At 64.6% G+C, this 17,966-nt stretch carries 17 protein-coding genes; 10 read left to right on the top strand and 7 right to left on the bottom strand.

Features of this window, described 5'->3' with window-relative positions; genetic code table 11:
• Positions 1 to 8: 8 nt before the first annotated feature.
• From murU to IGS58_RS00440, 4 genes are all read left to right on the top strand, one after another.
• Complete coding sequence (gene murU, locus IGS58_RS00455; RefSeq protein ID WP_230520389.1) at positions 9 to 728, top strand: N-acetylmuramate alpha-1-phosphate uridylyltransferase MurU; 720 nt, start codon at positions 9 to 11, stop codon at positions 726 to 728.
• Positions 728 to 2,050, top strand: a complete 1,323-nt coding sequence (locus tag IGS58_RS00450; RefSeq protein ID WP_070254885.1) for an aminopeptidase P N-terminal domain-containing protein — start codon at positions 728 to 730, stop codon at positions 2,048 to 2,050. Before murU ends, IGS58_RS00450 begins: the two co-directional genes overlap by 1 nt.
• A 9-nt stretch (positions 2,051 to 2,059) precedes the next feature.
• Positions 2,060 to 3,202 (top strand): FAD-dependent monooxygenase, encoded by a 1,143-nt coding sequence (locus tag IGS58_RS00445; RefSeq protein ID WP_230520388.1) that lies wholly within the window; start codon positions 2,060 to 2,062, stop codon positions 3,200 to 3,202.
• Between the two features lie 115 nt (positions 3,203 to 3,317).
• Entirely contained in the window at positions 3,318 to 4,271 is a 954-nt protein-coding gene (locus IGS58_RS00440; protein ID WP_034778836.1) for a GGDEF domain-containing protein, read from the top strand.
• A 45-nt stretch (positions 4,272 to 4,316) separates the two neighbouring features.
• Here the strand turns inward: IGS58_RS00440 and IGS58_RS00435 are convergent, their stop codons facing one another.
• The 3 genes from IGS58_RS00435 to IGS58_RS00425 are packed head-to-tail and all read right to left on the bottom strand — an operon-like array spanning position 4,317 to position 7,231.
• Complete coding sequence (locus IGS58_RS00435; RefSeq protein WP_230522176.1) at positions 4,317 to 5,771, bottom strand: NAD(P)(+) transhydrogenase (Re/Si-specific) subunit beta; 1,455 nt, start codon at positions 5,769 to 5,771, stop codon at positions 4,317 to 4,319.
• 8 nt (positions 5,772 to 5,779) lie between these two features.
• Entirely contained in the window at positions 5,780 to 6,094 is a 315-nt protein-coding gene (locus IGS58_RS00430; RefSeq protein WP_034778841.1) for an NAD(P) transhydrogenase subunit alpha, read from the bottom strand.
• 24 nt (positions 6,095 to 6,118) lie between these two features.
• Positions 6,119 to 7,231, bottom strand: coding sequence for a Re/Si-specific NAD(P)(+) transhydrogenase subunit alpha (locus tag IGS58_RS00425; RefSeq protein WP_034778843.1), 1,113 nt, complete (start codon positions 7,229 to 7,231; stop codon positions 6,119 to 6,121).
• A 412-nt stretch (positions 7,232 to 7,643) separates the two neighbouring features.
• Between IGS58_RS00425 and IGS58_RS00420 the strand changes: the two genes are divergently transcribed.
• Both IGS58_RS00420 and mnmA read left to right on the top strand, forming a co-directional pair.
• Positions 7,644 to 8,123 carry an NUDIX hydrolase gene (locus IGS58_RS00420; protein WP_010401817.1) on the top strand — a complete coding sequence of 160 codons (480 nt, stop codon included), beginning with the start codon at positions 7,644 to 7,646 and terminating at the stop codon, positions 8,121 to 8,123.
• 29 nt (positions 8,124 to 8,152) lie between these two features.
• Positions 8,153 to 9,274 carry a tRNA 2-thiouridine(34) synthase MnmA gene (gene mnmA / locus IGS58_RS00415; protein ID WP_070281793.1) on the top strand — a complete coding sequence of 374 codons (1,122 nt, stop codon included), beginning with the start codon at positions 8,153 to 8,155 and terminating at the stop codon, positions 9,272 to 9,274.
• Here the strand turns inward: mnmA and IGS58_RS00410 are convergent.
• The 3 genes from IGS58_RS00410 to IGS58_RS00400 all read right to left on the bottom strand — a co-directional run bounded on the left by IGS58_RS00410 (position 9,271) and on the right by IGS58_RS00400 (position 11,245).
• Positions 9,271 to 9,678, bottom strand: coding sequence for a response regulator (locus IGS58_RS00410; RefSeq protein WP_230522175.1), 408 nt, complete (start codon positions 9,676 to 9,678; stop codon positions 9,271 to 9,273). The two genes, mnmA and IGS58_RS00410, sit on opposite strands and share 4 nt — an antisense overlap.
• Before the next feature lie 50 nt (positions 9,679 to 9,728).
• Complete coding sequence (locus tag IGS58_RS00405) at positions 9,729 to 10,502, bottom strand: 5'-3' exonuclease (protein WP_077408804.1); 774 nt, start codon at positions 10,500 to 10,502, stop codon at positions 9,729 to 9,731.
• 71 nt (positions 10,503 to 10,573) lie between these two features.
• A complete protein-coding gene (locus IGS58_RS00400) occupies positions 10,574 to 11,245 on the bottom strand; it encodes a glutathione S-transferase (protein ID WP_070254729.1) in 672 nt (223 codons plus the stop codon).
• 163 nt (positions 11,246 to 11,408) lie between these two features.
• Between IGS58_RS00400 and IGS58_RS00395 the strand changes: the two genes are divergently transcribed.
• From IGS58_RS00395 to nagZ, 4 genes are all read left to right on the top strand, one after another.
• Entirely contained in the window at positions 11,409 to 12,461 is a 1,053-nt protein-coding gene (locus tag IGS58_RS00395) for a YjgN family protein (RefSeq protein ID WP_230520387.1), read from the top strand.
• Position 12,462: 1 nt separating this feature from the next.
• Positions 12,463 to 13,476: a M48 family metallopeptidase gene (locus tag IGS58_RS00390; protein ID WP_230520386.1), complete on the top strand. Its 1,014-nt coding sequence runs from the start codon at positions 12,463 to 12,465 to the stop codon at positions 13,474 to 13,476.
• 103 nt (positions 13,477 to 13,579) lie between these two features.
• Positions 13,580 to 15,190 carry an FMN-binding glutamate synthase family protein gene (locus IGS58_RS00385; RefSeq protein ID WP_070254731.1) on the top strand — a complete coding sequence of 537 codons (1,611 nt, stop codon included), beginning with the start codon at positions 13,580 to 13,582 and terminating at the stop codon, positions 15,188 to 15,190.
• Between the two features lie 181 nt (positions 15,191 to 15,371).
• Entirely contained in the window at positions 15,372 to 16,913 is a 1,542-nt protein-coding gene (gene nagZ / locus IGS58_RS00380) for a beta-N-acetylhexosaminidase (protein WP_230520385.1), read from the top strand.
• A 45-nt stretch (positions 16,914 to 16,958) separates the two neighbouring features.
• Here nagZ and IGS58_RS00375 read toward each other — a convergent pair whose 3' ends face one another.
• Complete coding sequence (locus IGS58_RS00375; RefSeq protein ID WP_230520384.1) at positions 16,959 to 17,948, bottom strand: oxidoreductase; 990 nt, start codon at positions 17,946 to 17,948, stop codon at positions 16,959 to 16,961.
• Positions 17,949 to 17,966 lie beyond the last annotated feature (18 nt).

Here is a 17,966-nt window from a genome sequence, read left to right as displayed (position 1 = left end):
GAATCCCCATGAAAGCCATGATCTTTGCCGCAGGCCGCGGTGAACGGATGCGTCCGCTTACCGATACCTGTCCCAAACCGCTGCTGAAAGTACGCGGCCGTCCGCTGATCGTCTGGCATGTGCTGAACCTGGTGCGCGCCGGCATTACGGACATCGTCATCAACCATTCTCACCTGGGCCACCTGATCGAGGAAACCCTGGGCGACGGCAGCGCGTATGGCGCGCGCATCGCGTACTCGCCCGAGACCACGCCGCTGGAAACGGCGGGCGGCATCGCCCAGGCGCGCCACTTGCTGGGCGAGGAGCCATTTCTCGCCATTTCAGGCGACATCTATTGCCCCTACTTTGATTTCAAGCAAGTACTCGACGTCATGGCCGACAAGGATGTGCTGGGCACGCCGTATCCGGCCGACCAGCGCGACATCGCCTGGACTTACCTGGTGCCCAATCCCGACTTCCACCCAAAGGGCGACTTCGGCTTGACCTTGTTCGCGATCAACAATACGGACGACACCAAGTGGACCTTCGCCAATATCGGCGTGTACCGCCCTGAGATGTTCGATGGCATCGCGCCCGGCAGCCACGCCAAACTGGGCGATTTGCTGCGCCGGTACGCGGACCAGGGCCGCGTGGGCGGCGAAGTCTATACTGGCGAGTGGACGAATGTGGGCACGCCGGCGCAGCTCGACGTGCTCAATGGCGTGGCAGCGAAGGCGCCGGCGGCATGATGGCCAACTACGCGGCCCGGCGCGCGGCGCTGCTGGCGCAGATGCTGCCGGGCAGCGTGGCCATCCTCGCCACGGCGCCCGAAGTGCCGCGCAACAGCGATTGCGACTATCCGTATCGCCACGACAGCTATTTCTATTACCTGAGCGGCTTTACGGAACCCGATAGCGCCGTGGCCCTCGTGGCCGCCAGCGCCACGGCGCCGGCGCGCGCCATCCTGTTTTGCCGCGCAAAAAACACCGAACGCGAAATCTGGGACGGTTTCCGCCACGGCCCCGAGGCGGCGCGCGCCAGCTTCGGTTTTGACAGCGCCTTCCCCATCGAGGAACTCGACGTGGAAATGACGCGCCTGCTGGCCGACGTCCCCGCCATTTACTACGCGCTGGGCGGCAGCCTCGATGCGCAAGTCAAGGTCTGGCGGCACAACGTGCGGCAAAAGGCCCGCAGCGGCGTCACGGCGCCCGCCATCGCGCATGACATCAATGGCATGCTCGACGCCATGCGCCTGCTGAAAGACCCGGAAGAACAAGGCCTGATGCGCCGCGCGGCCGCCATTTCCAGCGCGGCCCACGTGCGCGCCATGCGCGCCACGCGGCCCGGCATGAACGAATACGCGCTGGAAGCGGAGCTGCTGTACGAATTCCGCCGCAGCGGCGCGCAGTTCCCCGCGTATTCATCCATCGTGGCGGGCGGCGGCAACGCCTGCATCCTGCATTACAGCGCCAACAACGCCGTGCTGCAGGACGGCCAGCTGGTACTGATCGACGCCGGCTGCGAACTCGATGGCTATGCCTCCGACATCACGCGCACCTGGCCCGTCAACGGCCGTTTCAGCGGCCCGCAGCGGGCGCTGTATGAACTGGTGCTGGCGGCGCAACAGGCGTCGCTGGACATGGTGCGCCCCGGCTTGCCGCACAGCGCCATCCACGAGGCGGCCGTGCAGGTGCTGGCGCAGGGCATGCTGGACCTGGGTTTGCTGGACCGGCAGAAAAACGGCAGCGCGCAGGACGTCATCGCCGACAAGGCGTATATGCCCTTCTACATGCACGGCACCAGCCACTGGCTGGGCATGGACGTGCACGACGTGGGTGCCTACCGCGACACGGGTGCTCCGGGCAAGCCGTGGCGTCCGCTGGAAGCGGGCATGGTGCTGACGGTGGAACCGGGCATCTATGTGCGCCCCGGCGCGGGCGTGCCGGAACAGTTCTGGCATACCGGCATCCGCATCGAAGACGATGTGCTAGTCACGCCGCAAGGCCATGAAGTCTTCAGCACGGCGCCCAAGAGCGTCGCTGAAATCGAACAACTGATGTCACAGGATTAACGCCGCCGCATGCATACACCGTCCACTTTCGATCTCGCCATCTGCGGCGCCGGCCCCGTCGGCATGGCGCTGGCCGCCCTGCTGGTGCAGCGCGGCAGCCGCGCCGCCGGCATCGCCCTGCTCGACGCCAAATCCATCGAGCAAGCCAGGCGCGACCCGCGCACCATCGCCCTGTCGCACGGCAGCCGCCAGATTCTCGAGGAAGCGGGCGCCTGGCCCGTGGAGGCGACACCGATCCACCAGATTCACGTCTCGCGCCGCGGCCAGTTCGGGCGCAGCCTGATGGACCGCAGCGAGCATGGCGTCGAGGCGCTCGGCTATGTGGCCCGTTACGGCGCCGTCGTCAGCGCGCTGGCCGACGTATGCGAGCGCCTGGGCGTGGCCAGCCTGCGCCCGGCGCTGGTGACGGGCAGCGTGGAAGACGCCGACAGCGTCAGTGTGCAGCTGGAACAGGACGGCGCGGCGTCGAGCTTGCGCGCCGGCCTGCTGGTGCAAGCCGAAGGCGGCCTGTTCGGCCAGCAGCAGGAACGCGCCGTCAGCCGCGATTATGGCCAAAGCGCCATCATCGCCCATGTGCGCACAAATGCCCCCATCGCGCACCGCGCGTATGAGCGCTTCACAGACGAAGGCCCGCTGGCCCTGTTGCCGCAGGACGACGGCTACGCGCTGGTATGGTGCGTGCCGCCCACGCGCGCCGAACAATTGCTGGCCCTGGACGACGCTACCTTCCTGGCCCGCCTGGGCGCCGCCTTCGGCAGCCGCCTGGGACGCTTTACCCACACGACGTCGCGCCTGGCCTATCCGCTGGGCCTGAACGCGCAGGGAGGCGGCACACCGCGCACGGTCGCCATCGGCAATGCGGCGCAAACCCTGCACCCGGTGGCCGGACAAGGCCTGAACCTGGGCTTGCGCGACGCCGCCGTGCTGGCCCGCGTGCTGGCGCAGGACAGCAGCCCGGCCGGACTGGAACGCTACGCCAGCCTGCGCCAGGCCGACCGGGGGCTGACCGTGCGCGTCACCGACACCATGGCGCGTATCTTCACGGGCAGCGCGCCCACGCAAGGCTTGCTGGGCCTGTCGCTGGGCTTGCTGGACGCCTTCAGCCCGGCGCGCAAGAGCCTGGCCGAGCTGATGATGTACGGCCGCCGCTAAGTCTTAGCAATAAGGAAAGGGCACGGGCGAAAAAGAAACAGGCGGGCGATCCGGCATGGAGTAAACGGCCCGCGGATGCGACAATGGCTGTCACCTGGCTTTTGGCGACCGTTCCATGACAGATGCTTTGCCCGCAGCACCGCCTGCCGCTCTTCCCGAAGTCCTCTTTTCCCGCCTGCTGGAAGACGCCCTCGACGCCGTCATCATCATCGACGAGCAGTGCCGCATCCGCTATATCAATGGCGCCATGCAGGCACTGTCGGGCTATGCCAGCGGTGAATTGCTGGGCCAGACCCTGAACGGCCTGCTGCCCGACGCCGTCGGCGCGCAGCACGACAACCACGTGATCAACTACATCCGCAGCTCGCGCACTTCCAGCGTGCTGGGCAAGATACGCGAATTCGCCATCCGCCACCGCGACACGCAAATGATTCCCATCGAAATGAAGGCGCTGGACCTGGGCGTGGTCGACGGCATGCGCTATTTCGGCGCCTTTTTGCTCGACGTGCGCGAACGGCGCGAACTGGCGGCAAAGAACGCCAGCCTGCTGGCGCAGCTGGAACAGCAGGCGCTGCACGATGCGCTGACGTCGCTGCCCAACCGGCGCGCCTATGAAGCGCAGGCCGAGCAGGCGATGGCGCGCGCGGCGCGCAGCGGCGCCGCCCTGAGCGTGGGCGTGGCCGACCTCGACCACTTCAAGAAGATCAACGACCGCTATGGCCATGCCGTGGGCGACGCCGTGCTGCGCACGGTGGCGCAGGCGCTGCGCGACACGGGACGCATCACCGACGTGGCGGCGCGCCTCGGTGGCGAGGAGTTCGGCCTGCTCTTCCCCGACGCCAGCCTGCAGCAGGCACACCAGGTGGCCGAGCGCATCCGCGCCGCCGTGGCGGCGGCGGTCACCGTGCTGCCCGACGGCGGCGCGCTGCACGTCACCATCAGCATCGGCGTGGCGCCGCTGGTGCAGGGCGCCAGCCTGGACGCGGCCATATCGGATGCCGACAAGGCCCTGTATGTCGCCAAGCACCAGGGACGCAACCAAGTCGTCGCGGCAGCGGCCAGCCAATAAAAACGGCCCGCGAAAGGCGGGCCGTAGGGTCGCTGCAAGCGGCGTTTATTCGATGGCTTTCAACATATCCTCGATCACCTTTTTCGCGTCGCCAAACACCATCATCGTGTTCGGCTGGTAGAACAGGTCGTTGTCCAGGCCCGCATAGCCGGACGCCATCGAGCGCTTGTTGACGATGATGCTCTTGGCTTTATACGCTTCCAGGATCGGCATGCCGGCGATCGGCGATTTCGGATCTTTCGCCGCCGGGTTGACCACGTCATTCGCGCCCAGCACCAGCACCACGTCCGTCTGGCCGAATTCGCCATTGATGTCTTCCATCTCGAAGACCTGGTCGTAGGGCACTTCCGCCTCGGCCAGCAGCACGTTCATGTGACCCGGCATGCGCCCCGCCACCGGGTGGATCGCATACTTGACGGTGATGCCCTTGTGCATGAGCTTCTCCACCAGTTCTTTCAGCGAGTGCTGCGCGCGCGCCACGGCCAGGCCGTAGCCTGGCACGATGATGACGGTTTCCGCATTGCCCATGATGAAGGCGGCATCGTCGGCCGAACCCGATTTCACGGGCCGCTGTTCCTGCGCGCCCGCCACGCCAGCGGCCGGCGCATCGCCGCCGAAGCCGCCGAGGATGACGTTGAAGAACGAACGGTTCATGGCCTTGCACATGATGTACGACAAGATCGCGCCCGAGGATCCCACGAGCGAACCGGCGATGATCAGCATCGAGTTATTCAGCGAAAAACCGATGCCGGCCGCGGCCCAGCCCGAGTAGCTGTTGAGCATCGACACCACCACCGGCATGTCGGCGCCGCCGATGGGGATGATGATCAGCACGCCCAGCGCAAAGGCGATGACGGCCATGACGATGAACGGCGTCCAGGCGGGCTCCACCCCGTCGGCGAAGCAGAACACCAGGCCCAGCCCTATCATCACCAGCGCCAGCGCCAGATTGAGCATGTGCTGGCCCTTGAAGCTGACGGGCGCGCCCTGGAACAGGCGGAACTTGTATTTGCCCGACAGCTTGCCGAAGGCGATCACCGAACCGGAGAACGTGATGGCGCCGACAAAGGTGCCGATGAACAGCTCGAAGCGGTTCCCGATGGGCAGCGCCTGTCCATGCTCGGCGATATTGAAGGCCCATGGTTCGGACACGGCCGCCACGGCGATGCACACGGCCGCCAGGCCGATCAGCGAATGCATGGCCGCCACCAGTTCCGGCATCTTCGTCATTTCCACGGTTTTCGCCAGGTAGGCGCCGATGGCGCCGCCCGTGACGATGCCGATGATGACGAGGGTCAGGCCCATGCCGCCCGCTTGCTGTTCCTTCAGTTTCAGGATCAGCGCCACGGTGGTGACGGCGGCAATGGCCATGCCGCTCATGCCGAAGGCATTGCCGCGGCGCGCCGTCGAGGGCGAGGACAGGCCTTTCAATGCCTGGATGAAGCACACCGAGGCGATCAGGTACATCATCGTCACCAGGTTCATGGTGACGAAGCTCATGGCATGACTCATTCTTTTGCTCCTTGCTTGGCTTTCGGTTCTTTTTTACGGAACATCTCGAGCATGCGCTGCGTGACGAGGAAGCCGCCAAACACGTTGACGGCGGCCAGCGCCACGGCCAGGGTGCCGGCCGCCTGCGCCAGCGGGCCTTGCGTCAGGCCGGCCGCCAGCATGGCGCCGACGATGATGATGGCGGAAATGGCATTGGTGACGGCCATCAGCGGCGTATGCAATGCCGGCGTGACGGTCCAGACGACGTGGTAGCCGACATAAATGGCCAGCACGAAGATGATCAGATTAATGATGGTGTGACTGATTTCCATGATGTTGTTCTCTCCGGCGCCGCGTTATTTACGTAAGATTTCACTGCCTGCACACACCAGGCTGGCCTTGATGATTTCATCCTCGCGGTCGATCAGCAATTGGTCGTCCTTGTCGATGATGAGCTTTAAGAAGTCCAGCACGTTGCGCGCATACAGGGCCGAGGCATCGGCCGCCACCAGGGTCGCCAGGTTCGGTTCGCCCACGATGTAGACGCCGTGTTTCAGCACGGTCTTGCCCAGTTCGGACAGGGGGCAGTTGCCGCCCTGCTCCACGGCCAGGTCGACGATGACGGAGCCCGGTTTCATGGCCTTTACCGTTTCTTCGGAAATGAGCACGGGCGCGGCGCGGCCGGGGATCAGCGCCGTGGTGATGATGATGTCGGCCAGTTTCGCCCGTTCGTGCACCAGTTCGGCCTGGCGCCGCATCCAGTCGGCCGGCATGGCGCGCGCATAGCCGCCCGAACCCTTGGCGATCTCTTTTTCTTCATCGGTGAGGAAAGGCACGTCGAGGAACTTGGCGCCCAGCGACTCCACTTGTTCCTTGACGGGCGGGCGCACGTCGGACGCCTCGATGACGGCGCCCAGGCGCTTGGCCGTGGCGATCGCCTGCAGCCCTGCCACGCCCACGCCCATGATCAGCACGCGGGCCGCCTTGACGGTGCCGGCTGCCGTCATCAGCATCGGCATGAAGCGCTGATAGGTATTCGCGGCCACCAGCACGGCCTTGTAGCCGGCGATATTCGCCTGCGACGACAGCACGTCCATCGACTGCGCGCGCGTGATGCGCGGCACGGCTTCCAGCGCGAAGGCGGACAGGCCGGCCGTGGCCATGGCGGCGATATTGTCCGCGTCAAACGGGTTCAACATGCCGATCAGCACCGTACCGCTGGCCATCAGGGCCCGTTCCGCGGCATCGGGCGCGCGTACCTTGAGCACGATGGCGCAGCCATAGGCTTCCTGGGCGGTGCCGATCTGCGCGCCGGCGGCGGCATACGCGTCGTCGGGAATCGAGGCTTGCAAGCCCGCTCCCGACTGCACGACGATCTGATGTTTGGCTGCCAGCTTCTTGACTGTCTCGGGCGTTGCTGCCACCCGTGTTTCACCAGGCCGTGTTTCGGCCGGTATGCCTATCCTCATGATGCCTCCGCTAATTGATAAACTGACTAGAATCTAACACGGAAAGCAGCGCGTTAAACGTTTGTGAACCAGCAACTTTTAGTCGTACGACACTAATTTGACCAGCATCCCACGATTCGTTTCACCATGCGGCGCGGCGACCATATTGTGGGAAAGGTGTGTCAATCTCACCACAGTCGAGCACGTGTGCGCGCTTGTTTTGACCACAGGGAAAGCCTATATTAGCGGGCGTTTCCTGCCATCTTGCCGCCAATGCCCCCATGCTAGTGCGCTCCCCGGGAAAGACGTAAGTACCTCCCACCGCTATTTGCTAAAACGTTGTCATTTATCAATATGTCCGCGCAACAGAAGGCCGGCTTCAAACCGCGCGCGCAGAACAAGATAAAATGTCGGCTCTTTCAAGGATGGAATCATGCCGAGAATCTGGAAACCCTCTGTCACCGTTGCCGCCATCGTCGAGCGCGACGGCCTGTTTTTACTGATTGAAGAAGAGACCAGCGAAGGCATCAAGCTCAACCAGCCGGCCGGTCATCTCGATCCGTTCGAGTCGCTGGAGCAGGCGGTGATCCGCGAAACGCTGGAAGAAGCGGCCTACGATTTCATCCCCACGGCACTGGTCGGCATGTACATGTCGCGCTATCAGTCACTGCGCACGGGCGAGGACGTGACCTATCTGCGCTTCACCTTCTGCGGCACGGCCGGCGCCGAGCATGACCGCCCGCTGGACGAAGGCATCATCCGCACCCTGTGGATGACGCGCGACGAGCTGGCGGCGTGCCAGGAACGCCACCGCAGCCCGCTGGTGCTGCAGTGCGTGGACGAATACCTGGCCGGCCGGCGCGCGCCGCTGGCCCTGCTGCACACGCATGCGTCCGTTTTCAATAGCGCATAGCAATATTATTAAAGTAACTGGAAAGCAAGATGAGCAAGAAGAAAGTCGTTATCGGCATGTCGGGCGGGGTCGATTCCTCGGTCGCGGCATGGATGCTGAAGGAACAAGGCTATGAAGTCATCGGCCTGTTCATGAAAAACTGGGAAGATGACGACGATTCGGAATACTGCTCCACGCGCCAGGACTGGATCGACGCGGCCAGCGTGGCCGACGTCATCGGCGTCGATATCGAAGCCGTCAATTTCGCCTCCGAATACAAGGACCGCGTGTTCGCCGATTTCCTGCGCGAATACCAGGCCGGCCGCACGCCGAACCCGGACGTGCTGTGCAACGCCGAAATCAAGTTCAAGGCATTCCTCGACCATGCCATGACCCTGGGCGCCGACCTGATCGCCACCGGCCACTACGCGCGCGTGCGCCAGGCGCCCACCGATGCGGGCCGCTACGAGCTGCTGAAAGCCGTCGACGCCAGCAAGGACCAAAGCTACTTCCTGCACCGCCTGAACCAGGCGCAGTTGTCGAAGACCTTGTTCCCGCTCGGTGAAATCCCGAAGACGCAAGTGCGCCAGATCGCCGAGAAACTGGCCCTGCCGAACGCGCAGAAGAAGGATTCGACGGGCATCTGTTTTATTGGCGAACGCCCATTCCGCGAATTTTTGAACCGCTACCTGTCGTACAAGCCGGGCCCGATGAAGACGGCCGATGGCAAGACCGTGGGCGAACACGTGGGACTGAGTTTCTATACCCTGGGCCAGCGCAAGGGCATCGGCATCGGCGGCGTGAAGTCGTACCAGAACGCGGACGGCAGCAGCGACGCCTGGTATGTGGCGCGCAAGGATATCGCCAACAACACCCTGTGGGTGGTGCAGGGCCATGACCACCCGTGGCTGCTGTCGCCATCCCTGACGGCCGACCAGGCCAGCTGGGTTGCCGGTGTGGCGCCGCAAGCGGGCGCCTTGAGCGCCAAGACGCGCTACCGCCAGGCCGACGTGGCTTGCCAGCTGCTGCCGGATGGGAATGAACACTTCAGCCTGGCGTTTGACCAGGCGCAATGGGCCGTCACGCCCGGCCAGTCGGCCGTGCTGTATGACGGCGACGTGTGCCTCGGTGGCGGCATCATCGCCAGCGCCACGGGCCTGAGCGGCGTCTAGGAATTGCCTTGCGCGGCGGCGGCGAGTGCCTGCTGCTTGCGCACCATGGCAATCACCGTGTTGCGCACGGTTTTCAGGACCGTGTCGGCCATGAAGGGTTTCACGATGAAACCCGACACGCCCATGGCGTGCGCCGCCTGCAGCGAAGCGGCATCGATGCCGCCCGAGACCATGAAAATGAGCGTCTTCGGATACTGGGCGCGGATGGTCTGCACCACGTTGGTCCCATCTTCCACCTGCTCGCGCGCGATGCACACGAAATGCGGGTGGTGCTTGATCAGCAGCGCCAGCCCCAGCGCGCTGGTATGCGTCTGCCCGCAGACATCGTAGCCGCCATCGGTCAGGACCGTGTTCAGCAGGCCGCGCGCCACGGCGCTGCTATCGATCAGGACTGTCTTTAACATCATGATTACTTCCCTTGCTTGATTTATTCCGTGTTCTGGCCAAAAGCGCTCTATTTTTCCCACACGAGCTTGTTCCAGGTCACGCCTAACGTGACATCCGTTTTCAGCGCCACTAACTTTCTTGAAAGATACAGTATTTCCCGCTCTTTTCGCAGGCTTTCGCCCAGCGCGCCGGGCAAAATCCCCGCGCCGGCCATCACGGCGTCGATATTGCCGTAGGCGCGCAACAGTTTCGCGCCCGTCTTCAGGCCGATCTTCGACACGCCGGGGATGCTGTCGGTGACGTCCCCCATCAGCGCCAGCAGGTCGGGCAGCAGTTCCGGCGGCACGCCGAACTTTTTCTCGACCCAGGCGTGATCGTGCCAGATGCCCTTGAAGTGATCCCATACCAGCGCGCCGTGGGCGATCAAGCCGTGCAAATCCTTGTCGGTGGTGGCGATGACGGCCGCGCCGCGCCCCTCGTGCAGCCAGCGCATGACGGCCGTGCCGATCACGTCGTCGGCTTCGACCTCGGGAATGCTGACCACGTGCATGCCGAAGCTGGCCAGCGTGGCGTAAAAGCCGGGCAAGGCGTCGCGCAGCACCTGCGGCATGGGCTGGCGCCCTTCGCGGTAACCGGCATACAGAGCGTGGCGCCAGGTCGGGCCGCCGAAGTCGAAGGCGGGCAGGATGTGCGTCGGCTCGTGGTCGTTGATGAGGGTGCGGAACGACGACAGCGCATGGCGCAGCGCGATCTCCGCCTTCAGGTCGGAGTCGGGTTCAGGACTGGCTTCGTAGACGCGGCGTACGATATTCAAGCCGTCGATAGCGAGGAGTCTGGCCATGCGGTAAGTGGATACTGGTTGAATCGGGCATTTTACCGTATGGTTCGCCGCACATCGGGCTTGAATGCCGCTTATTTGGCGAAATCGTAGGGTCCGCCACGCTCCAGCGCGCGCTGGTAGGCGGGCCGCGCATGGATGCGCTGCAGGAAGGCCGTCAGCTTCGGCAGGCGCTCGTCGAGTCCGCCGCGCATGGCCGCCGCTTCCAGCGGAAAGCTCATCTGGATGTCGGCTGCCGTGAATTCATTGCCGGCAAACCATTTGGTTTTCTCCAGCTCCGCTTCCATGTAGGCCAGCTGGCTGTTGATATTGGGCAGGATGAAGCTGCTCTTGACCTTGCCGGCGATGCCGCGCGCGATGGGTTTGACGAAAAACGGCATCGGCGACGATTCGACCTTGTCGAACACCAGCTTCATCAGCAGCGGCGGCATGGCCGAACCTTCCGCGAAATGCAGCCAGTAGGTCCAGCGCAGCTTGTCCGGCGTGCCGGCCGCCGGGATCAAGCGGCCATTGCCGTAGCGCTCGACCAGGTAGTCGATGATGGCGCCCGATTCGGCGATGGTGTTGGCGCCGTCCGTGATCACGGGCGACTTGCCCAGCGGATGCACGGCCTTCAGCGAGGCCGGCGCCAGCATGGTCTTCGGGTCGCGCTGGTAGCGCTTGACCTCATAGTCGAGGCCCAGTTCCTCGAGCAGCCAGAGCACGCGCTGCGAGCGCGAGTTGTTCAGATGGTGGACGACGATCATGGTTTTCCCGTTAGGCGATGGTTGAGTTCCAGTATAGCCGGGACGGCCGGATCGGGTCGGCACAAGCGGATCGACGAAAAAATTGCGAAAAACAGTATTTTCAATTGATAACTTTTCAATATTCCCTTATCTTGTTTTGTTTCCAATAAGTAAGGAAACCCCTGTGGATTTCGACGCAAACAACACTCCTCCCCGACAAGAAGCCATCACCTTCAGCGCCACCGGCAGCGAATACTTCCGTATCTGGATCGTCAACCTGCTGCTGAGCATCGTCACCCTGGGCATTTATTCCGCCTGGGCCAAGGTGCGCCGCAACCGCTATTTCTATTCCAGCACCCACCTGGCGGGCGGCAGCTTCGAATACCATGGCAACGCCGTGGCCATCCTGAAAGGCCGCATCGCCGCCGTGGTGCTGATCGCCGGCTACAACATCGCCTTCCAGGTCTCGCCCGTCGTCGGCTTGCTGATGTTCGTGCTGCTGGCCGCCATCCTGCCCTGGCTGGTCTGGAAAAGCCTGCAATTCAAGCTGTACAACACCAGCTACCGCGGCATCCGCTTCGGCTTTGGCGGCAGCGCCAGGGAAGCCTACAAGTACTTCCTGTGGCTGCCTATCCTGAATACCTTCACGGGCGGCCTGATGACGCCTTTCCTGCACCAGCGCCTGAAGCGCTTCCAGCACACGCAAAGCCGTTTCGGCGCCACCCATTTCAGCTTTGACGCCACGGTCGGCAGCTTCTACAAGACCTACCTGCTGTTCTTTGCGCTGCTGCTGGGCGGCTTGCTGGTGCTGATTTTCGTCGTCTTCGGCAGCGTGTTCGCCTCGTTTGCGGCCAATGCGAATGACAAGACCAAGGTTGGCAGCCTGCTGTTTGCCATCGGCGCCCTGTACCTGTGGGCATTCACCGTGCTGCCGCTGTTCCTGACCATGATCCAGAACCTGATCTGGAACCATACGCGCTTGCAGCAGCACCAGTTCCAGTCGCAGCTGACATGGGGCCGTACCACCTTCGTCATGCTGAGCAACCTGCTGGGCATCGTCGTCACCCTGGGCCTGTTTACGCCATTCGCCCATGTGCGCTGGCTGAAATACCGCCTGGAAGCGACCTCCATGCTGGTGCATGGCAGCCTGGACGAGTTTGTCGCCGCCACGGGCCAGCAAGTGTCGGCCACGGGCGAAGGCATGGTCGACCTGCTGGACTTCGACCTGTCGCTGTAGCATGACGCTCGATCACGACGCGCCGGGCGCGGCCCCCGTGCCCGCGCGCTATTTCGACGGCCAGACCTCGCGCCTGTACCACGTCACGCTCAGCGTGCGCGATGGCATGGCCGTGCTGGCCGGCGACATCGAGCGCAGCTGCCCGCTGGACGAGCTGCACGTATCTGAACGCAGCAGCCATGCCGTGCGCAAGGTCAGTTTTGCCGATGGCGCCTACCTGGAAATCGCCGACCAGGCGGCCTTCAACAGCCTGCTGCACGATACGGGCCACCGCGACGGCTGGGTGGTGCGGCTGCAGCAAAGCTGGCGCGGCGCCCTGCTGGCCACCGTGGCCACCATCGTGGCCCTGTGGCTCAGCTATCAATACCTGCTGCCGCTGGCGGCCAAGGGCATCGCGTATGCCCTGCCGCAGTCGGTCGAACGGCAGCTGGGCCAGGGCGTGCTCGATATGCTGGACCGCCATGTATTCGCGCCCAGCCAGCTCGATGGCGCGCGCCAGCAAGCCTTGCGGGCCCAGTTCGCGCGCCTGGCCACGCCCGGCGACAGCACGCCCGCGCACCGCATCGTGTTTCGCAAGAGCAAGATCGGCCCGAACGCGTTTGCCCTGCCGTCCGGCGACATCGTGCTGACGGACGAAATGATCGAACTGCTGCCGGACGACCAGGCCATCATGGGCGTGCTGGCGCACGAGCTGGGGCATCTGCAGCAGCGCCACCTGACGCGGCGCATCATCCAGACCTCGGCCGTGGGCGCCGGCGCGGCGCTGCTGTTCGGCGACGTCTCGACGGTGGTGGCCACCCTGCCGCCGCTGCTGCTGGACTTGAAGTATTCGCGCGATGTCGAACGCGACGCGGACGACTACGCGATCGCCATGCTGCGCCAGAACGGCATCCCGCTGGAACACCTGGCGCAAGTGTTTATCGCCCTGGGCAAGCTGGACCACGGCACGCCGTACCTGTCGAGCCATCCGGCCAGCACTGAACGGGTCGAGCGCATCCGCGCCGCACAACGGTGATCCTCACGCGGCGTCCACCGGGCGCCGCGTTCTTTCCCACCAGCACGTTCCGTGAATCGAAGGTAGACTCATCAGTTATCAGTCTGACTTCCCCGGAGTGCCCATGCACCTAGTACCATTTCGCTACCTGACCTTCATTGCGACGGCAGCCATCTTTGTCCTGTCCCTGTTTTACTACGATCATTACTGGCTGCCCGTGCTGGCCGGTGCGCTGACCCTGGTCGGCATCAGCGACCTGCTGCAAACCAAGCGCGCCCTGCGCCGCAACTACCCCATCCTCGCCCACTTCCGCTTCTTTTTTGAGAGCATCCGCCCCGAAATCCGCCAGTATTTCCTGGAAAGCGACAGCGAAGCGACGCCGTTCTCGCGCAGCCAGCGCAGCATCGTCTACCAGCGCGCCAAGGAGCAGACGGACAAGCGCCCGTTCGGCACCCAGCTCGACGTGTACGAAGCAGGCTATGAATGGATCAACCATTCCATCGCCCCCGCCAAGGTCACGGGCCACGACTTCCGCATCGAGATCGGCAACCATCCGGACTGCCCGCGTGCGAAACCGTATTCGGCCAGCGTCTTCAATATCTCGGCGATGAGCTTTGGCGCCCTGTCGGCCAATGCCATCCTGGCCCTGAACGGCGGCGCGCGCAGCGGCGGCTTCATGCACGACACGGGCGAAGGCAGCATCAGTCCTTATCACCGCGAAAACGGCGGCGACCTGGTATGGGAAATCGGCTCCGGCTACTTCGGCTGCCGCAACCAGGACGGCACGTTTTCGGAAGAGCGCTTCATCGCCAACGCCAGCTCGGAGCAGGTGAAAATGATCGAGCTGAAAATGTCGCAGGGCGCCAAGCCGGGCCACGGCGGCGTGCTGCCCGGGCCGAAAGTGACCATCGAGATCGCCACCACGCGCGGCGTGATGGTGGGCGAGGATTGCGTCTCGCCGGCCGCGCACAGCGCCTTTTCCACGCCGTTGGAAATGCTGCACTTCATCGACCGCCTGCGCACGCTCTCCGGCGGCAAGCCGACGGGCTTCAAGCTGGCCATCGGCCACCCGTGGGAATTTTTCGCCATCGTCAAAGCCATGCTGGAAACGGGCATCACGCCCGACTTCATCGTCGTCGATGGCAGCGAAGGCGGCACGGGCGCGGCACCCCTGGAATTCACGGACCACGTGGGCACGCCGCTGCAGGAAGCGCTGGTGCTCGTGCATAACACCCTGGTGGGCGCCAACCTGCGCGAGCGGATCAAGATCGGCTGCTCGGGCAAGATCATCACGGCCTTCGACATCGCCCGCCTGCTGGCGCTGGGCGCCGACTGGTGCAATTCGGCGCGCGGCTTCATGTTCGCACTGGGCTGCATCCAGTCGCAAAGCTGCCATACGGACCGCTGCCCGACGGGCGTGGCCACGCAAGACCCGCAGCGCCAGCGCGCACTGGTGGTATCCGACAAGATCGCCCGCGTGGCGCACTTCCACCAGAACACCATGAAGGCGCTGGCCGAGCTGATCGCCGCCGCCGGCCTCGCGCATCCGCAGGAACTGCGCCCGCACCACCTGGTGCGCCGCATCTCGCCGAACCAGGTGAAACTGGCGTCGGCCCTGCTGCCCTTCCTGGAAGCGGGCCAGCTGCTCGACCCGAGCCAGCTGCCGCAACTGCCGCCCGTATTCGGCCTGTACTGGCCCATGGCGCAATCGGCATCGTTCCAGCGCCTGGATTAAAGCCCGCATTGCGCAAGTGGAGCAATACCACTTAATAACCACTTGCGCAAAAACCCAAATCCAATACAATACCAAAATAAGTACAAAACCAAGGCAGCTTGTCCGGTGACCGCCACGATGCGCCACCACGGTGCCAGAATACGTATGCCGTCGTCACAATACATACCGGAGGAGTTGCAGCATGGAGCAGGGTTTGCGCGAGAAAGTAGGACAGTTGTTCATGGTGGGTTTCGACGCCCTGCAGGCGGACGAGCATATCAAGACCTTGATACGCGACAAGAAGGTGGGCGGCGTGATCCTGTTCCGCCGCAACGTGCACACGCCCGCGCAAGTGTCCGCCCTGTGCCGCGAGCTGCAGGAGATCAATGCGGAAGTGTCCGACATTCCGCTGCTGATCTCCATCGACCAGGAAGGCGGCATGGTCATGCGCATCGAGCAGGGCGTCACGCCGATTCCCGCCGCGATGGCCTTCCAGGCGGCCGGCTCCATCGACGACTGCGAACGCATGAACCAGATCAGCGGCGATGAAATGCGCCAGGTGGGCATCAACATGCTGCTCGCCCCCGTGCTGGACGTCAACAACAACCGCAACAACCCCGTCATCGGCGTGCGCGCGTATGGCGAGGATGCATCCACCGTCATCGACTACGGCATGGCGGCCATGCGCGGCCACCGCGCCAGCGGCGTGGCCGTCACCGCCAAGCACTTCCCCGGCCACGGCGACACGGCCATCGATACGCACTACGCCATGGCCCTCGTCCCGCACGACAAGGAACGCCTGCGCGCCGTGGAGCTGGCGCCCTTCCGCGCGGCGATTGCCGGCGGCGTCGACGCCATCATGACGGCGCACGTGGTCTTCCCCGCCTTCGAGGCCGACACCAGCGTACCAGCGACCCTGTCGAAAGGCGTGCTGACGGACCTGCTGCGCGGTGAAATGGGCTACAAGGGCGTCGTCATCACCGACTGCCTGGAAATGGCGGCCATCGCCGACGGCATCGGCATCGCCCAGGGCGCCATCGCCACCCTGCAGGCAGGCGCCGACATCGTCCTCATCTCGCACCGCGAAGCGCAGCAGACGGCCGCCATCGACGCCGTCATCGCCGCCGTGGAGCGCGGCGACATCGCGCTCTCCCGCATCGACGCGGCTTGTGCCCGCGTGGCTGAACTCAAGCGCAACCGCGCCGTGCGCGACTGGCGCACCCGCCCCGTCACGCCACCGGCGCTGATGCAGCCAGCCGCCATGGCCCTGTCGCAGCTGCTGCAAAAGGCCGCCTTGCGCGTGCAGGGCGACTACCGCCCGCTCGACGCCAGCCTGCCAGTGACCCTGCTGACGGTGGAAGTGCGCTCGCGTAGCGAAATCGACGAAGTGGCGCTGGGCCGCAACAAGGAAGCGCGCAGCTCGATGCTGCCGGCGCTGCTCGAAGCGGGCCTGGACGTGCGCGAGTACGCCTTGTCGGCCGAGGCGCTGGACGACGAAGTCAACGAGGCCATCGCCTTTGCGCAAGGCGCGCAGCAGGTCGTGCTGCAAACGTATAACGCCATGTTCGTCGGCGGCCAGCGCCGCCTGGTCGAAGCCCTGCCGCACGATAAACTGTGGCTGGTGGCGGGCCGCCTGCCCTACGACCTGGACCTGGCGCCCAAGGCGCAAGGCCGCCTGGCCGCCTTCGGCTGCCGCCCGGCCGCGCTGGTGCCCGTGGTGGAAAAACTGGCGGGCAAGGCGTAAAGCCACGCCGCCATCCTGCACATGCCGGGCCTTGCCCGGCATTTTTTATGCCGCGTCGCAATCGAAGCGCACGCCCGTCATCTGTTCGCTCAGCGTCCATAGCCGGCGCGCCTGCCCGGGATCGATGGCCCAGCGCCGCACGCCCGGCCCCATGCTGTCGTCCTCCACCAAGGGGGCGATATCGCCATCCTCGCAATACACGCCGCCAATGCCCTCAAGCTGCGCGCTGGTGGCGCACCAGACGGTGGTGGCCGCTCCCTGCGCCACATTCTTGAAACCCGACTGCGGCGACGGATTCACCTTGCCTGCGTCGTCCAGCGCGCCCACGCGGCGAAAATCGTCAATATCCAGGTGGCGCACCAGCGGCGTCAGGATGGCGCCCGGATGCAGCGAGTAGGCGCGCACGCCGTGCGCCGCGCCGCGACGGTCCAGCTCCACGGCAAACAGCGCATTGGCGCTTTTCGACTGCGCATACGCGCGCCATTTGTCGTAAGGCTGGCGCAGGAAATGCGGGTCATCCAGGTCGACGCCCGCCTGCCGGTGTCCCAGCGACGACACGCACACCACGCGCGCTCCCTGCGCCTGCCGCAAGGCGGGCCACAGGCGCGCCGTCAGCTGGAAATGCCCCAGGTGATTCGTCGCGAACTGCGCCTCGTAGCCGCGCGCATCGCGCAGCAAGGGCGTGGCCATGATGCCGGCGCCGTTCACCAGCATGTGCAGGGGGCGGCCGGTGGCAAGGAAGGCGGCCGCGAATGCATCGATCGATTGCGGATCGAGCAGGTCGAGCGCCGCGACCTCCACGCCGGCCATGCCATTCAAGGCCGCTTGCGCCTGATGCGAATCGCGCGCCGGCACCAGCACCCTGGCGCCAGCGCCAGCCAGTACGCGCACCGTTTCCAGCCCCAGGCCCGACGCGCCGCCCGTGACGATGGCCTGCACGCCGGACAGGTCGCGGCCGGCCAGCACCTCGCTGGCGGTCGTGGCCGCGCCGAAGCCGGAATGAAGGGGAATTTGCCTGTGATCGCCGTATGTCATGTCTGCCTCTGCATGTGG

The sequence above is a fragment of the Janthinobacterium sp. EB271-G4-7A genome, from assembly GCF_020858075.1.
GTDB lineage: Bacteria > Pseudomonadota > Gammaproteobacteria > Burkholderiales > Burkholderiaceae_D > Janthinobacterium > Janthinobacterium lividum.
This window is presented reverse-complemented; position numbering and strand designations above follow the sequence as displayed.

Bases quoted from the DNA above. Each gene is read 5' to 3' on its own strand.
- murU (WP_230520389.1), top strand. From the start codon at position 9: ATGAAAGCCATGATCTTTGCCGCAGGCCGCGGTGAACGGATGCGTCCG.
- IGS58_RS00450 (WP_070254885.1), top strand. From the start codon at position 728: ATGGCCAACTACGCGGCCCGGCGCGCGGCGCTGCTGGCGCAGATGCTG.
- IGS58_RS00445 (WP_230520388.1), top strand. From the start codon at position 2,060: ATGCATACACCGTCCACTTTCGATCTCGCCATCTGCGGCGCCGGCCCC.
- IGS58_RS00440 (WP_034778836.1), top strand. From the start codon at position 3,318: ATGACAGATGCTTTGCCCGCAGCACCGCCTGCCGCTCTTCCCGAAGTC.
- IGS58_RS00435 (WP_230522176.1), bottom strand. From the start codon at position 5,771: ATGAGCTTCGTCACCATGAACCTGGTGACGATGATGTACCTGATCGCC.
- IGS58_RS00430 (WP_034778841.1), bottom strand. From the start codon at position 6,094: ATGGAAATCAGTCACACCATCATTAATCTGATCATCTTCGTGCTGGCC.
- IGS58_RS00425 (WP_034778843.1), bottom strand. From the start codon at position 7,231: ATGAGGATAGGCATACCGGCCGAAACACGGCCTGGTGAAACACGGGTG.
- IGS58_RS00420 (WP_010401817.1), top strand. From the start codon at position 7,644: ATGCCGAGAATCTGGAAACCCTCTGTCACCGTTGCCGCCATCGTCGAG.
- mnmA (WP_070281793.1), top strand. From the start codon at position 8,153: ATGAGCAAGAAGAAAGTCGTTATCGGCATGTCGGGCGGGGTCGATTCC.
- IGS58_RS00410 (WP_230522175.1), bottom strand. From the start codon at position 9,678: ATGTTAAAGACAGTCCTGATCGATAGCAGCGCCGTGGCGCGCGGCCTG.
- IGS58_RS00405 (WP_077408804.1), bottom strand. From the start codon at position 10,502: ATGGCCAGACTCCTCGCTATCGACGGCTTGAATATCGTACGCCGCGTC.
- IGS58_RS00400 (WP_070254729.1), bottom strand. From the start codon at position 11,245: ATGATCGTCGTCCACCATCTGAACAACTCGCGCTCGCAGCGCGTGCTC.
- IGS58_RS00390 (WP_230520386.1), top strand. From the start codon at position 12,463: ATGACGCTCGATCACGACGCGCCGGGCGCGGCCCCCGTGCCCGCGCGC.
- IGS58_RS00385 (WP_070254731.1), top strand. From the start codon at position 13,580: ATGCACCTAGTACCATTTCGCTACCTGACCTTCATTGCGACGGCAGCC.
- nagZ (WP_230520385.1), top strand. From the start codon at position 15,372: ATGGAGCAGGGTTTGCGCGAGAAAGTAGGACAGTTGTTCATGGTGGGT.
- IGS58_RS00375 (WP_230520384.1), bottom strand. From the start codon at position 17,948: ATGACATACGGCGATCACAGGCAAATTCCCCTTCATTCCGGCTTCGGC.